Raw genomic sequence first — 14178 nt, forward strand, 5'->3', positions numbered from 1 at the left:
TAAAAAACAATTTACACAACTAATAATTGCTTTAAATTGCTTAATTGATTGGTATTTTTGTTCATTTGCTCGAAAATGTTTATTTGGTATTAATTATTGGTTCTTATTTTTTCTGAGTTGTTTTACTTTGTGCGGTGTTACATCTTTTCCATTCGGGTCAATAATTGTCGTATTCTCAATCGTACCTTTCATATGGGTACGAAATGATTTTATATACTCTTTGCGTAATTTATCTTGCTCTACTTTTTCTGCGGCAGTTAAAGTTCCCGCTTTTTTCTTTTTAGAAAGTTCATTGATACGATCTATTTTAGCTTTTTCTAGCATAATACTTCATCCTTTTCTTCAAAATTATAAAAAATAAGAAAGCAGCAAAAAACGCTACTTTCTACTATTATATCATAAATGGCCACTAAATCGACCTTACTGGTTTGCTAATTGAATCGTGCTGTCACTCTTTAACAACTTTGTTTTGTGGACTGGAATTACAACAGAATCCCCAGCTTCTACATGACCATCCGAAAGATTATTTTCTTTTTCTACCCAGGAAACGAAGTCCGCTTTAGCCATATCACTCTTACCTGCGTATTTGTCTGCTATCGCCCATAATGAGTCACCTTCATTTACATTTACTTCTGAATAGTCTTTTCCCCCGCCAACTACTGTACACATTAAAATAATCCCCAGAACGATGCAAGTAAGTACAAATATAATAGAAACATAAAATTTATCCCAAATTAATTTCAAAGTCATTAATAATCCCTCCAAAAAGAATGTATGTTCGCTTTTCTATATTATAGAACAACTGTTCGCACTTGTCAATAAAAAAACGAACCTTTGTTTGCATATTGGGTTTTCTTTTGCTATACTTGAATTATAAAATAACCATTAATTCAATGAGGTGAAACCATGAAAATATCTAAACGCCAACAAGATATATATGAATTTATTAAATCAGAAGTAAAAGAAAAAGGTTATCCACCTTCCGTACGGGAAATTGGTGAAGCTGTTGGTCTCGCTTCCAGCTCAACTGTTCATGGACATTTAGCTCGCCTTGAAGGTAAAGGCCTAATTAGACGTGACCCAACAAAGCCTCGTGCGATTGAAATATTATCTTTAGAAGATGAAGCGGAAACGCCTAATGTAGTAAATATTCCTATTATCGGTAAGGTTACAGCCGGAATGCCTATTACCGCGGTTGAAAACATTGACGAATACTTCCCACTACCAGAATACATGGCAGCTGGTGAAACCAATGTCTTTATGTTAGAAATCGACGGTGAAAGTATGATTAACGCCGGAATTCTCGATGGCGACAAAGTAATCGTTAGACAACAAAGTTCTGCAATAAACGGCGAAATCGTGGTTGCAATGACCGACGAAAACGAAGCAACCTGTAAACGTTTCTATAAAGAAGCGAATCATTTTAGATTACAACCTGAGAATGATGCGCTAGAACCTATCCTTTTAAATAACGTAACTATTCTTGGTAAAGTAATCGGGCTTTATAGAGATATTCGCTAATTTCATTGATTAGAACAGGTGGGTGTTAGCTTGATTTATTTTGAAACCGAACGACTTATTGCAAGAGATTATATCGCAAGTGATTACCTTCCTTTTAGTCAACTGAACGCAGATAAAGAAGTGATGAAATACTTCCCAGCTCTATTAACTACAAAAGAAAGCGACGCACTGCTAGATAGAAATCAAAAAGAACTAACTTCACTCGGATACGGCCTTTTTGCAATCGAAGAAAAATCTACTGGAGAATTCATTGGATTTACTGGATTTCATGAGGCTACTTTCGAAGCAGATTTTACACCTTGTATCGAAATTGGTTGGCGTTTAAAAAAGACAGTGTGGAATCAAGGCTATGCTACAGAAGCTGCACTAGGCGCAATTGCATATGCTAACGAGCACACCTCGATTGAGGAAATATATAGTTTCACAGCAACATTAAATAAGCCTTCAGAACAAGTAATGAAAAAAATCGCCTTAACTAAAATAGCTACTTTCAATCATCCAGCCTTAGTAAATGGAGATCCACTTTGACCACATGTTCTTTATAAGGCATAAAAAATCCCTGTACAATTGGTGTACAGGGATTTTTTAGTTCCAAATTAACAAGGAAATATAGAGACCCACAAGCGTAATAAATAATACTGGTATCGTTATTACAATGCCAATTTTAAAGTAGGAACCCCAGCTTATCTTTATACCTTTCTGAGCCAACACATGTAACCAAAGTAAAGTTGCAAGTGACCCAATTGGTGTTATTTTCGGCCCCAAGTCAGATCCGATAACATTGGCGTATACCAATGCTTCTTTCATCACTCCAGTAAACGAAGTATGATCAATCGCTAGCGCATTTATCATCACAGTAGGCAAGTTATTCATGACAGAAGATAGTATCGCAGCAATAAAGCCCATTCCAATCGTACCAGCAAATAGGCCGAAATTAGCGACATAAGAAATAACTTCTGCTAATAATTTGGTGATTCCTGCATTTTGCAGACCATACACCACCACATACATCCCCACGGAGAAAAATACAATATTCCAAGGCGCCCCTTTTATAATAGAACGAGTTGATACTGAATGACTCTTAGCTCCAACTAACAAAAAGATTAAAGCGACTAATAAAGCAATAAACGATACAGGAATAGCTAAAAAACTGCTCAAAAAATAGCCGGCTACGAGGATAACAAGTATCCCCCACGAAATACGGAACATTTTCTTATCTTTAAGCGCAGAGGCTGGCTCTCGAATCTCGCTTGCATCATATTTTCTAGGCAATGCTTTGCGAAAATATAGGTATAAAACACCAATGCTCGCCACCAAGGAAAACACTGTTGGAATCCACATAATGAGCGCATACTGCGAAAAACTAATTCCAAAGAAATCAGCCGAAACAATGTTAACTAAATTACTGACTACAAGTGGCAATGACGTGGTATCCGCAATAAATCCACCAGCAATAATAAACGGAAACACCTTTCTCTCATCAAAGTTTAGCGCCCGTACCATCGCTAAAACAATCGGCGTCAAAATCAATGCCGCCCCGTCATTAGCAAAAAGCGCCGCAACCAAAGCACCCAAAATCGAAATCAGCACAAACATCAACAAACCGTTTCCTTTTGCCAATCTTGCCATGTGCAGGGCCGCCCACTCGAAAAATCCAATTTCATCTAAAATAAGCGAAATAATAATAATGGCAATAAACGCGAGTGTGGCATTCCAAACTATCCCTGTGACCGTTGCTACATCTGACAAAGTAACCACGCCAAATAACAAAGCAAGTAACGCCCCACCACAAGCTGACCAGCCAATTGACAAGTTTTTCGGCTGCCAAATAACAAATAAAAGTGTTACTGCAAAAACTAAAATAGCTAAAGTAATTTGCATTTCTTCCTCTTTCCCTTCTTTTACTTAGACATTTTTAAATATATGCCTCTATCAACTAAACATCAACTATTTGATTTCCGATTCCGCACAAAAAAACTCGTTTCCCCCGATGAGGAAACGAGCTTTTGACTATTAATAGATTTCAAGATATTGTTCGCGTTCCCATGGATGAACCGCCGTACGGAACATATCGCACTCGATTGTTTTTGCTTCAATAAAGTGTTCGAAAATGTGTTCACCTAAACCTTCTTTAATAATATCGTCTTTTTCAAGTTCGATTAAAGCATGGCCTAAGCTTTCTGGAAGATCATAAATGCCAGTTGCTTCACGTTCTTCTTCGTTCATGCCGTAAATGTTACGGTCAACTGGTGCTGGAGGAGTTAATTCATCTTTAATTCCAGATAAACCAGCTTTTAGTAGTACAGCCATTGCTAAATATGGATTAGCGGATGGATCCACACTACGTAATTCCAGACGAGTGCTTAGTCCGCGGGAGCTTGGAACACGTACAAGCGGGCTACGGTTTTTACCTGACCACGCGATGTAACATGGTGCTTCATATCCAGGAACTAAACGTTTGAACGAATTGATTGTTGGGTTTGTAACAGCTGTATATCCACGAGCATGTTTTAACATTCCCGCTAAGAAATGGTATGCTGTTTGACTTAATTCAAGTTCACCATTTTCATCGTAGAAAGCATTGCCTTCTTCATTAAATAGAGACATATTGAAATGCATTCCAGAACCATTAACACCAAATAGTGGTTTTGGCATAAATGTCGCATGCAGACCATGTTTACGAGCGATTGTTTTAACAACTAACTTAAATGTTTGAATGCTATCACACGCTGTAACGGCATCTTCGTATTTAAAGTCAATTTCGTGTTGACCTGGTGCTACTTCATGGTGAGATGCTTCAATTTCAAAGCCCATTTCTTCTAGTTCAAGCACGATATCACGGCGACAGTTTTCGCCTAAGTCAGTTGGTGCTAAATCGAAGTAACCACCACTATCATTTAATTCTAATGTCGGACGACGATTTTCATCTAATTTGAATAGGAAGAATTCTGGTTCAGGTCCTAAGTTGAACTCTGTAAATCCTAGCTCTTCCATTTCTTTAAGTACACGTTTTAAATTAGCGCGTGGGTCACCTGCAAATGGTGTCATATCAGGATTAAAAATGTCACAAATCATTCTTGCAACTTTTCCTTTTTCAGCTGTCCAAGGGAATACCACCCAAGTGTCTAAGTCTGGGAATAAATACATATCCGACTCTTCAATACGTACAAAGCCTTCAATGGAGGAACCATCAAACATGATTTTGTTATCTAGTGCTTTCTTTAGTTGGCTAACAGGAATTTCCACATTCTTAATTATTCCTAAAATATCCGTGAACTGTAAACGAATAAATTTTACATTTTGTTCATCTGCAAAGCGGAAAATGTCTTCTTTTGTATATTTTGCCATAATCTAAATTCCTCCTAAATAATCTAATTATATTAACTTCTAAATAAAGTAAATACCTCTTCTTGTCTTTTTAAAACCTTGGTAATTGTTGTTTCCCTGTCGCATCTTGCTTCACAAAGCGACCTGCTTGCTGCATTTCTTTTCTAAGTATTTTGCGTACATCATCATCTGTTAAAGGTTCTTTTGATTCTTTTTGTTGCATTTGGTACATTTTCTTAATTCCCGCAATATTCAGACCATCATTCAAATAATCTTTTATCTCTAGCAGAACATCAATGTCTTGAAGTGAGTACAAACGGTGATTTCCTTGATTACGTGCTGGATGGATTAATCCTTGGTCTTCATAGTAGCGAATTTGTCTAGCGGTGAGATCAGTTAGCTTCATTACAGGCCCAATTGGAAACAGCGGCATTGATCTCCGGATTTCCTTTTCACTCACGACAACTCCTCCTCAAAACATAATTATTTTTTTGATGATAGTAGCATTATAATGTACGTCAGATGTTTTGTCAAATTTATGTAAGATAATCTAACATCAATAACAATCCCTTCTATACCAGGCTTTTCGACATAAAAAAACCGTGACTAATGAAAGCACGGTAAAAAATTTAAAATTATTTTTTGAATATTAATGTTACTTGTTTATAATGTTTTTTCGATTGCCCGAGTGACTGCGATTTTGATATGTTCGTACGTCAAACCACCTTGTACATAGAGTTGATAAGGCTCTCTAATCGGACCATCTGCTGTTAGTTCTAAGCTTGCACCTTGAATAAATGTCCCAGCTGCCATTATCACGTCATCTTCGTAGCCTGGCATATAAGCCCCAATTGGTAAAACGTGGGCATTTACCGGGGAAGCTGCTTGGATAGCTTGAGCAAAAGCGACCATTTTCTCTTTATCATGGAAGGAAACGCTTTGGATTAAATCTGTCCGTGGTGCGTCCCAAACTGGATCAGCTTCTACACCAAATTCAGCTAACATCGCAGCCGTGAAACGTGCCCCCTTGATTGCTTGAGCAGTTACATGCGGCGCCAAAAAGAAACCTTGGTACATTTCTAATAAACTGTAGAGCGATGCGCCTGCTTCCCTGCCTATTCCAGGAGTAGTCAGGCGGTAACCGCATAAATCAACTAGCGCTTCTGTCCCTGCAATGTAGCCACCTGTTTTCGCTAAACCGCCACCAGGATTTTTGATCAAAGAGCCCGCGATGATATCAGCCCCAAATTCTGTAGGCTCCAAATATTCCGCGAATTCTCCGTAACAATTGTCGACAAAAACGATTACTTTTGGATTGATATTTTTTACAAAAGCAATCATTTCTTTTATTTTTTCGATTGTGAAGGAAGGTCTGTCGGCATAACCACGCGAACGCTGAATGCCGATCATTTTTGTCTTCGGTGTCATTTTTTCAGCAACAGCCGGAAAATCCACGTCTCCATTTACTTGTAAAGGCACAGAATTATAGCCAATATGAAAATCTTTCAAAGAACCTTGGCCTTGGCTCCGCATTCCAACAATTTCTTCTAATGTATCGTAAGGTTGCCCTGTAATATAAAGTAATTCATCTTCAGGGCGCAGAATCCCAAATAACACCGTAGAAATAGCATGCGTTCCCGAAATGATTTGCGGACGTACAAGAGCTGCTTCTGTTTTAAACACACTCGCATAAACACGCTCTAATGTATCTCTTCCTTCATCATCATAACCGTATCCTGTCGACGGGTGAAAATGAAAATCACTTACTTTGTTTTCTTGAAAAGCGTCTAATACTTTCGCTTGATTAAATTCCGCAATTTCGTCTGTTTCCTTTTGCAAGTCGGCAATTTGTGCTTCTACTTTTTTTCTTAATGCTTGAATATCAGTCATTGCTGGACTCCTTCCTCGGCTTATATCCTTCAATATAGTAACTTTGCTTACTCTCGATGTATTCTAATTTCGTTACCCAAGCCTGTTGTTTGATTTGCGCTAACTCTTTTCCTTTTTCTTCTGAAAGTTCCATCGTAAAGAACATCCAATTTTTTTCGATTAATTCTATCATTCGCTGTTTGATTATTTCTGGAGCCACTGAATCTAAGGCCGTAATGAGTAAATGTTCTGGTTGATCTGGCACAAAAGAAGCTGGCGCCTGATCCATTTTATTGTATATCACCAAGGTTGGCAGATGATTCATTTCCAGCTCTTCCAGTAAAGAAACGACGGTTGTTTCGTGCTGCAAGTAGTCAGGATTCGAGGCATCAACAACGTGAATCAATACATCGACATTCGCGGTTTCTTCTAGTGTAGAACGAAATGCAGCAATGAGCGTTGTTGGTAAATCTTGGATAAAACCTACTGTATCGGTTAAAAGTGCTTGGAATCCGCCAGAAAATCGGATTTTTCGCGTTGTTGGATCTAGGGTGGCAAATAGCTTATCTTCTTGTAACGTTGTTTCGTTAGTTAGGCAGTTGAAAATAGTTGATTTTCCCGCATTCGTATAACCAATTAACCCAAAACGAAAGACCGATTGCGTGTTTCTGCGTTCAATGATTCGTTTACGATGCTGTTCCACATGCGTTAATTGTGCTTTAATATCATGCATTTTTTCACGGATATGCCGTTTGTCCATTTCTAATTTTGATTCACCAGGACCTCTTGACCCGATACCTCCACCAAGTTTTGAGAGTGAAGCGCCTTGCCCGCTAAGCCGTGGTAAAAGATATTTATACTGCGCGTATGCGACTTGTAATTTTCCTTCTTTGGATTTTGCTCGCATCGCAAATATATCCAAAATTAATTGTGTTCGGTCAATAATTCGCGCTTCGACTGCCGCTGAAATATTACGCACTTGTGTGGCGCTGAGCTCGCTGTTGAAAATAACGACATCCGCCTCATGCATTTCTACTAGTGCAGCAAGTTCTTCCAGTTTCCCAGAGCCAATGAACGACGCTTGGTTTACGCGTTCTAACTTTTGAATTAATTCATCGGCCACTTCGCCGTTTGCAGTTTTCGCTAAGCTATGCAATTCATTCATTGAATTCCAAAACGCTTCTTCTGTTTTATTTGGTAAAATGACACCTACAAGTATTATTTTTTCACGTTCCACAAGCATTTCTCCCTTTTTCAGACAAGACTAATCGTAGCATATTTTACGCATAAAAAAAAGACATGAAACATCGCAAAAAAGCGAGTTCCTTGTCTTTTAAGTAAGTTACTTATTCCGCATCAGGATTTAAAGCGACATTCTTTTGCGGGGAGAAAGTTGAAATTGCGTGTTTAAATACAAGTTGTTGTTTTCCTTCGACATCTAGTAGTACGGTAAAATTGTCAAAACTTACAACACGTCCTCTTAACTGAAAACCGTTTGTTAAAAATACAGTTGCAAGAATTTTCTCCTTACGCAATTGATTTAAGTAATAGTCCTGTAATCCTTGTCCACCTTGTTTCATAATTTCCCTCTCCAATCTCTATCTTATACTAAAAAATTTCCCAAACCCCAATGAAGTTCCATTGTGCAATTGGTTGGCTAATTTCAAATACCCTTTATTTCTTACTACCAAACAGAAAAGCGCTATTTAGCTGATAAAAAGGTCGTGACTTTGTTCATCGCTTCGGCTTCAGTGGTGCTAGTACCTGCTTGAATCCAGTCAATGTCCATTCTATTTCTAAACCACGTTAACTGCCTTTTCGCGAAATGCCGCGAGTTTTTTTGAATCAATTCTTTCGCTTCTTCTAGTGTACTATTTCCTTCAAAATAGGGAAATAACTCTTTGTAGCCGATGCCGCGAACTGCTGGAACATCAACTAAATTTTGATCAAAAAGTTTTTTTGCTTCTGTTACTAATCCTTGTTCAAACATAAGCTCCACACGTTGATTAATGCGCTCATAGAGTAGTTCTCTATCTAAATCGAGTCCTAGGAAAAGTGGTTTATAGGTAGCATTTAGTTCGTTATGAACTTGATATTCCGAGAAAGGTTTTCCTGTTAGATGCATTACTTCTAATGCTCTAATCACTCGACGCTTATTATTTTCATGAATCTGCGCCGCACTTTCTGGATCTTGTTGTTCGAGCATTTGCCATAAAACTGTTTTGTCTAATCGTTCTAATTCTGCTCTGTAAGTCTTATCTTCGCTTGAGTTCCCAAAACCATAATCATAAAAAACAGATTGAATATAAAGGCCGGTTCCACCAACAATAATTGGCATTTTGCCAGCACGGTGTATTTCTTCTATCCACTTTCTCGTTTCTGATTGGAATTTTGCTGCGGTGAAAGGCACAGAGGGATTCGTCACATCAATAAGATAATGTTTGATACCATCCATCTCTTCTGGTGTGATTTTCGCCGTACCGATATCTAAGCCCTGGTAAACTTGCATAGAGTCACCACTAATGATTTCTCCATTCAATTTTTTCGCTAGTTCAATACTTAAACTTGTCTTGCCGACAGCTGTTGGGCCAACGATGACGATGACAGGAATCTTGCTCAAAAAAAAACCTCCTTTTCGCCTGTAATCAATGTACCATGAAAAAGGTTTCTTGAAAATAGCGAAAATGACTTTTTTCATAAAAAAGCGCAAATCCTTGGAAGATGTGCGCTCTTTTTCGATTACTGTTATCTATCGTGCCAATCAGCCGGTTTTCTAGCATCGTTAATTTGGATATTTAATTCTTCTATATAAGTTTGTTTTACGTCGTCGCTCCAGTGGAATTGTTTCGCCATTTCGTCGACCACCGCATCTTTCCATTCAAGCAAGTACGGCATGTCGAACAGCAGATATCCGGTGCGGCGCAACAAGAAATCGATTGGTGTTGTCACTGCTTCGTGTTGGATGGAGTAGCGTAGTTCTGCATACAAACTGTTTGGTAAAGTGGTTTCGTTTTGGTCTTTATGTTCTTGCGCGTAAGTAAATAATTGATCGATATTGCTACCGAAACGTTTCGCCATTTCGCGACCTTCTTCTAGTGTCCAACCAAAGCGATTGTTTCCTTCTTTTGCTTTTTTGGAAAGGAAAGCTTCTAAATGTTCCGAGCCGCCGATATCCCCACCAGAAATTGGTAAATGTTTGGTTTGGACTGGTTTGTATTTTTTGCCAGTTTCTTTAGCAAGCGATTTGGAAACATCGTCTAATAATTTCTCTGCCATTTTTCTGTAACCAGTTAGTTTACCGCCAGCCATTGTAATTAAGCCACTTTCGGAAAACCATACTTCATCTTTACGAGAAATCTCGGAAGGGTCTTTTCCTTCTTCATAGATAAGTGGACGAACTCCAGCCCAGCTTGATTCAATATCTTTTTCAGTGATATGCACGTCTGGGAACATATAATTGATCGCTTTGATGACGTAATTATGATCTGATTCTAGCGCTTTTGGATTGATTACCGCTTCATCATATACGGTATCCGTTGTACCAACATAGACTTTTTTATCGCGTGGAATTGCAAAGACCATGCGGCCATCAGGTGTATCAAAGTATACAGCTTGCTCCATCGGGAATTTTTGTTTATCAATAACTAAATGGATTCCTTTTGTTAAGCGTAAATGTTTATTATTTGTGGCATAATCTAATTTTCTCACTTTATCTACCCATGGGCCAGCAGCATTGATAACACGATGACCTTTGATATCATATGCTTTGCCAGATAGACGGTCAGTTACAGTTACACCAACTACTTGTTTGTTATCGTCATATAAAAAGTGTTCTGCTTTCGTATAGTTAATCGCATTTGCGCCAAGCTCTACGGCTTTTTTCATTACTTCGATTGTTAGGCGCGCATCATCCGTCCGGTACTCAACATAGTAACCTGAACCTTTTAAGCCATCTTTTTTGACGAAAGGATTTTTCGCTAACGTTTCTTTAGCACTTAAAATTTTGCGGCGTTCATTTTTCTTCACACCAGCTAAGTAATCATATAAACGAATACCAAATGAAGCGGTCGTTTTACCCATATTTCCACCTTTGTGAAACGGGAGCATCATCCATTCAGGAGTCGTCACGTGCGGTCCATTTTCATAGACGATGGCACGTTCTTTTCCTAAATCTGCCACTTCTTTAATTTCAAATTGTTGCAAGTATCTCAAACCACCGTGGACTAGTTTTGTAGAACGACTTGATGTCCCGCTAGCAAAGTCACCCATTTCAACAAGTGCAACGCTCATACCTCTGGAAGTTGCATCTAAAGCGATTCCTGCTCCTGTAATCCCGCCACCGACGATAACTAAATCAAATTTTTCTTCTTGTAGATTTCTCTCGATTGTTTCTCTGTCAAATGCTGAAAATAATTGTACCATTTTGTTTGCCCCCTTCAAATTGTTTACCATCTGAATTATGCCTTCTTGATTACTTTTCCACTTTTCAATCTAACTGAAACGCTTTAAGTTCTAAAAACAAAAAAAGAGACTGCAAAGCAAGACGATTGCGCTCGCCTTTTGCAGTCTCTCCGAATCTCAGACAATAATATTTATTAACTTACTATGATTATAGCTTTTAACGTTTTATAATGAAAGCGTTTTGCTCACGAGAATTGTTTCTTATTTCTTAGCGCTACTGCTTTTTCAGGGAAATCTGTCATCATACCTTTAGCACCTAGCTCTAAAAAGTGAGTTATATCCTCTTCTTTGTTAACTGTCCAATAACGTGCAGCGATTTCTCCAAGAACTGGATTGTTCGCTGCCTTGAGTGGTGGATGTACCGCATCTAGTTGAATTTTTTCGTGTAATGATAATACCTGATCCAAATTCTCATGTGTTATTAGCGCTAATTTAACCGTGCTTGATAATTCTCTTAAACGAATGAGCGTATCCGGATTAAAAGAAGAATACATACATTTAACCGCGGGAAATCGACTAGCTAGCTTCAATACCTTTTGTTCAATTCCTTCATATTCAAAGACATCTGTTTTCAGTTCAATATTAAGCGTGACTCCAGAACCATTGACCAACTTAAACACTTCTTCCAATATAGGCACGCGAATCTTCCGGAAAAATCGTTTACCAATGACTAATTTTTTCACTTCATAATGTGTATAATCTTTTAGTAAACCTGTCCCATTTGTCGTTCTGTCAACACGTTCGTCGTGCATCACGATTAATTCTCCACTTTTTAGTACATGGACGTCTAGTTCAATCCCGTCTGCACCCGATAAAATGGCAGCTTTCATAGCTGGCAACGTATTTTCTGGATGCGTTCCACTACTGCCTCGATGGGCAAATATTTCAGTCAAAATGCTTCCCCCCAAACTATTTACTTATGTTAACTATAACAAAAATAAGTAAATATACTCAAATTTAAAAAAACTATCAATTAATTCAGCATTTTAAATTACTTCTTGATTTATGTATGGTATTATAGTATGTAGCTAAAAACAGATCTCTTTACTATCTCTGTCTAGGTTTACACACATATTTATTTATCACAAATAGGAGATGTTATTTTGAAAAGGACTACTCGCTACAGTAGAAAATATGTTCCGAGTATTGATGGACTTCGAGCACTCGCAGTTATTGCTGTAATCGCCTACCATTTGAATTTCAGCTGGGCAAAAGGTGGATTCATCGGCGTAGACATATTTTTCGTCTTATCTGGTTATTTAATTACGAACATTTTATTAACACAATGGGAAAAAACACAATCACTTCAATTAAAACAATTTTGGATTAGACGTTTCCGGCGACTCATTCCTGCTGTCTATGTAATGATTGTCGTTGTTGTCATCTACGCAGTCTTCTTCCATCCGGAAATCTTAAAAAACTTGCGCGGCGATGCAATTGCTTCTTTCTTTTATGTTAGTAACTGGTGGTTTATTTTCCACGATGTATCTTACTTTGATTCATTTGGACTTCCATCACCACTTAAAAACTTATGGTCACTTGCCATTGAAGAACAATTTTACATGATTTGGCCCGCTTTTTTACTCGTTTTTCTAAAATGGGTGAAAAATCCAAAATTACTTTTAAAAATCGTTATTGGTCTTGGTCTACTTTCTGCAATCTGGATGACCATTTTGTATGTTCCAGGAACGGATCCAAGCCGCGTCTATTATGGTACTGACACTCGAGCGTTTGATTTGCTTGCGGGTTGCGCACTTGCATTTGTTTGGCCTTTCACTCGTCTTAGCCCTGTCGTTCCAAAGAAAAGTAAAGCTGTCTTAAATATCGCTGGAACAATCAGTGTCCTCGGTTTCATATTATTTACAGCATTTGTCAGTGAATATCAAACGTTCTTATATCGCGGTGGCTTGTTATTAGTTGCAATTCTAGGTGTTATCATGATTGCGACCATTTCTCACCCCGCTTCCTATCTAAGCAAAATTTTCAGTTTCAAACCGCTTCGATGGATTGGGACGCGTTCTTACGGTATTTACTTATGGCACTATCCAATCATCACATTAACGACACCTGTTGTCGAACTTACACAACCTAATATTTGGCGAGCTATCCTACAAGTTGCTGCCACATTTATTATTGCTGAATTATCATTTCGTTTTATCGAAACACCAATCCGAAAAAATGGTTTCATCAGCTATTTCAAAGGATTCAAAGACAAAAACTACTTCGTCTGGAAAAGTAAACCTGTTGGTAAATGGTTAAGCCTTGCTGGTCTCGTTGCTGTTTTAGCCGTATTCGCGCTTGGCATGAGCAATGTCGTTTCTGTGAATACAAACGCTGAAAAACAACAGACTTCCGTTAAAACAACTACTTCTACTACAGATACGAAGAAAGACACAGAAAAAGAGACAGAAGATAAAGCAGCAAAAGAAAAAGAAGCATCCAAAGATACAGAAACAAGTACAGAAAAAGCAAGTGGACAAGACGAAGCGCAGGAACCGGATAATAAAGATAAGTCCGTCGCTCCGACACCAACAATTACCCAAACAGTGGCAATTGGCGATTCGGTAATGCTTGATATTGAACCATACTTAAAAGAAGCTGTTCCAAACGTAACAATTGATGGACTTGTTGGCCGACAATTACGAGATGCCATTACAACCGCTACTGGCTATAAGAAATTTAATACCGAAAGCAGCTCGGTTATTCTCGAACTCGGTACAAATGGTCCTTTCACAGCAGATCAATTAGATAGCTTATTAGAGCAATTTGATAAAGCAACCATTTATTTAGTGAATACGCGCGTTCCTCGTGGTTGGCAATCCGATGTTAACAAGAGCATCGCCAACGCCGCCTCTAGACCGAATGTAACCGTTGTTGATTGGTACTCACGATCAAGTGGCCAAACACAATACTTCGCTCCTGATGGCGTCCATTTAACTAAAACGGGTGCTCAAGCATATGTCGCTATGTTAACAAGTGTAATGAACAAATAACTATCCG

At 38.3% G+C, this 14178-nt stretch carries 14 protein-coding genes; 3 read left to right on the forward strand and 11 right to left on the reverse strand.

What is annotated here, in order from left to right:
- Positions 1 to 93 precede the first annotated feature (93 nt).
- Together HCJ55_RS07360 and yneA are read right to left on the reverse strand one after the other, a co-directional pair.
- A complete protein-coding gene (locus HCJ55_RS07360) occupies positions 94 to 324 on the reverse strand; it encodes a DUF896 domain-containing protein (protein ID WP_185391263.1) in 231 nt (76 codons plus the stop codon).
- A 96-nt stretch (positions 325 to 420) separates the two neighbouring features.
- Positions 421 to 750, reverse strand: a complete 330-nt coding sequence (yneA, locus tag HCJ55_RS07365; RefSeq protein ID WP_008947686.1) for a cell division suppressor protein YneA — start codon at positions 748 to 750, stop codon at positions 421 to 423.
- A 156-nt stretch (positions 751 to 906) separates the two neighbouring features.
- Here yneA and lexA point away from each other — a divergent pair, with 156 nt between their 5' ends.
- Positions 907 to 1521, forward strand: coding sequence for a transcriptional repressor LexA (gene lexA / locus HCJ55_RS07370; RefSeq protein ID WP_008947685.1), 615 nt, complete (start codon positions 907 to 909; stop codon positions 1519 to 1521).
- A gap of 30 nt (positions 1522 to 1551) precedes the next feature.
- Positions 1552 to 2049: a GNAT family N-acetyltransferase gene (locus HCJ55_RS07375; protein ID WP_185517608.1), complete on the forward strand. Its 498-nt coding sequence runs from the start codon at positions 1552 to 1554 to the stop codon at positions 2047 to 2049.
- Positions 2050 to 2106: 57 nt separating this feature from the next.
- Here the strand turns inward: HCJ55_RS07375 and HCJ55_RS07380 are convergent, their stop codons facing one another.
- From HCJ55_RS07380 to HCJ55_RS07420, 9 genes are all read right to left on the reverse strand, one after another.
- Positions 2107 to 3402, reverse strand: a complete 1296-nt coding sequence (locus tag HCJ55_RS07380; protein ID WP_008947683.1) for an arsenic transporter — start codon at positions 3400 to 3402, stop codon at positions 2107 to 2109.
- A gap of 132 nt (positions 3403 to 3534) precedes the next feature.
- Positions 3535 to 4869 (reverse strand): type I glutamate--ammonia ligase, encoded by a 1335-nt coding sequence (gene glnA / locus HCJ55_RS07385; protein WP_008947682.1) that lies wholly within the window; start codon positions 4867 to 4869, stop codon positions 3535 to 3537.
- Between the two features lie 70 nt (positions 4870 to 4939).
- The gene (locus HCJ55_RS07390; protein WP_003719570.1) at positions 4940 to 5308 is read right to left on the reverse strand and encodes a MerR family transcriptional regulator; all 369 of its coding nucleotides are present in this window, start codon (positions 5306 to 5308) and stop codon (positions 4940 to 4942) included.
- Positions 5309 to 5511: 203 nt separating this feature from the next.
- Positions 5512 to 6738 carry a methionine gamma-lyase family protein gene (locus HCJ55_RS07395; protein ID WP_185517610.1) on the reverse strand — a complete coding sequence of 409 codons (1227 nt, stop codon included), beginning with the start codon at positions 6736 to 6738 and terminating at the stop codon, positions 5512 to 5514.
- Positions 6731 to 7954, reverse strand: coding sequence for a GTPase HflX (gene hflX / locus HCJ55_RS07400; protein WP_185517612.1), 1224 nt, complete (start codon positions 7952 to 7954; stop codon positions 6731 to 6733). The genes HCJ55_RS07395 and hflX overlap by 8 nt, the downstream gene beginning before the upstream one ends.
- Positions 7955 to 8063: 109 nt before the next feature.
- The gene (gene hfq, locus HCJ55_RS07405; protein WP_003719566.1) at positions 8064 to 8297 is read right to left on the reverse strand and encodes an RNA chaperone Hfq; all 234 of its coding nucleotides are present in this window, start codon (positions 8295 to 8297) and stop codon (positions 8064 to 8066) included.
- Positions 8298 to 8419: 122 nt separating this feature from the next.
- Positions 8420 to 9337 (reverse strand): tRNA (adenosine(37)-N6)-dimethylallyltransferase MiaA, encoded by a 918-nt coding sequence (miaA, locus tag HCJ55_RS07410; RefSeq protein ID WP_185517614.1) that lies wholly within the window; start codon positions 9335 to 9337, stop codon positions 8420 to 8422.
- Between the two features lie 125 nt (positions 9338 to 9462).
- Positions 9463 to 11139 carry a glycerol-3-phosphate dehydrogenase/oxidase gene (locus tag HCJ55_RS07415; protein ID WP_185517616.1) on the reverse strand — a complete coding sequence of 559 codons (1677 nt, stop codon included), beginning with the start codon at positions 11137 to 11139 and terminating at the stop codon, positions 9463 to 9465.
- Positions 11140 to 11363: 224 nt separating this feature from the next.
- Complete coding sequence (locus tag HCJ55_RS07420; RefSeq protein WP_185517618.1) at positions 11364 to 12071, reverse strand: glycerophosphodiester phosphodiesterase; 708 nt, start codon at positions 12069 to 12071, stop codon at positions 11364 to 11366.
- Between the two features lie 210 nt (positions 12072 to 12281).
- On the opposite strand from HCJ55_RS07420, the gene HCJ55_RS07425 reads away from it, so the two are divergent.
- Positions 12282 to 14171: an acyltransferase family protein gene (locus HCJ55_RS07425; RefSeq protein ID WP_185503612.1), complete on the forward strand. Its 1890-nt coding sequence runs from the start codon at positions 12282 to 12284 to the stop codon at positions 14169 to 14171.
- Positions 14172 to 14178: the final 7 nt, after the last annotated feature.

It is taken from the genome of Listeria marthii (genome assembly GCF_014227425.1).
Taxonomy (GTDB): Bacteria; Bacillota; Bacilli; order Lactobacillales; family Listeriaceae; genus Listeria; species Listeria marthii.

Excerpts from the sequence above, each read along its gene's own strand:
- HCJ55_RS07360 (WP_185391263.1), bottom strand. The coding sequence starts at position 324 with ATGCTAGAAAAAGCTAAAATAGATCGTATCAATGAACTTTCTAAAAAG.
- yneA (WP_008947686.1), bottom strand. The coding sequence starts at position 750 with ATGACTTTGAAATTAATTTGGGATAAATTTTATGTTTCTATTATATTT.
- lexA (WP_008947685.1), top strand. The coding sequence starts at position 907 with ATGAAAATATCTAAACGCCAACAAGATATATATGAATTTATTAAATCA.
- HCJ55_RS07380 (WP_008947683.1), bottom strand. The coding sequence starts at position 3,402 with ATGCAAATTACTTTAGCTATTTTAGTTTTTGCAGTAACACTTTTATTT.
- glnA (WP_008947682.1), bottom strand. The coding sequence starts at position 4,869 with ATGGCAAAATATACAAAAGAAGACATTTTCCGCTTTGCAGATGAACAA.
- HCJ55_RS07395 (WP_185517610.1), bottom strand. The coding sequence starts at position 6,738 with ATGACTGATATTCAAGCATTAAGAAAAAAAGTAGAAGCACAAATTGCC.
- hfq (WP_003719566.1), bottom strand. The coding sequence starts at position 8,297 with ATGAAACAAGGTGGACAAGGATTACAGGACTATTACTTAAATCAATTG.
- HCJ55_RS07415 (WP_185517616.1), bottom strand. The coding sequence starts at position 11,139 with ATGGTACAATTATTTTCAGCATTTGACAGAGAAACAATCGAGAGAAAT.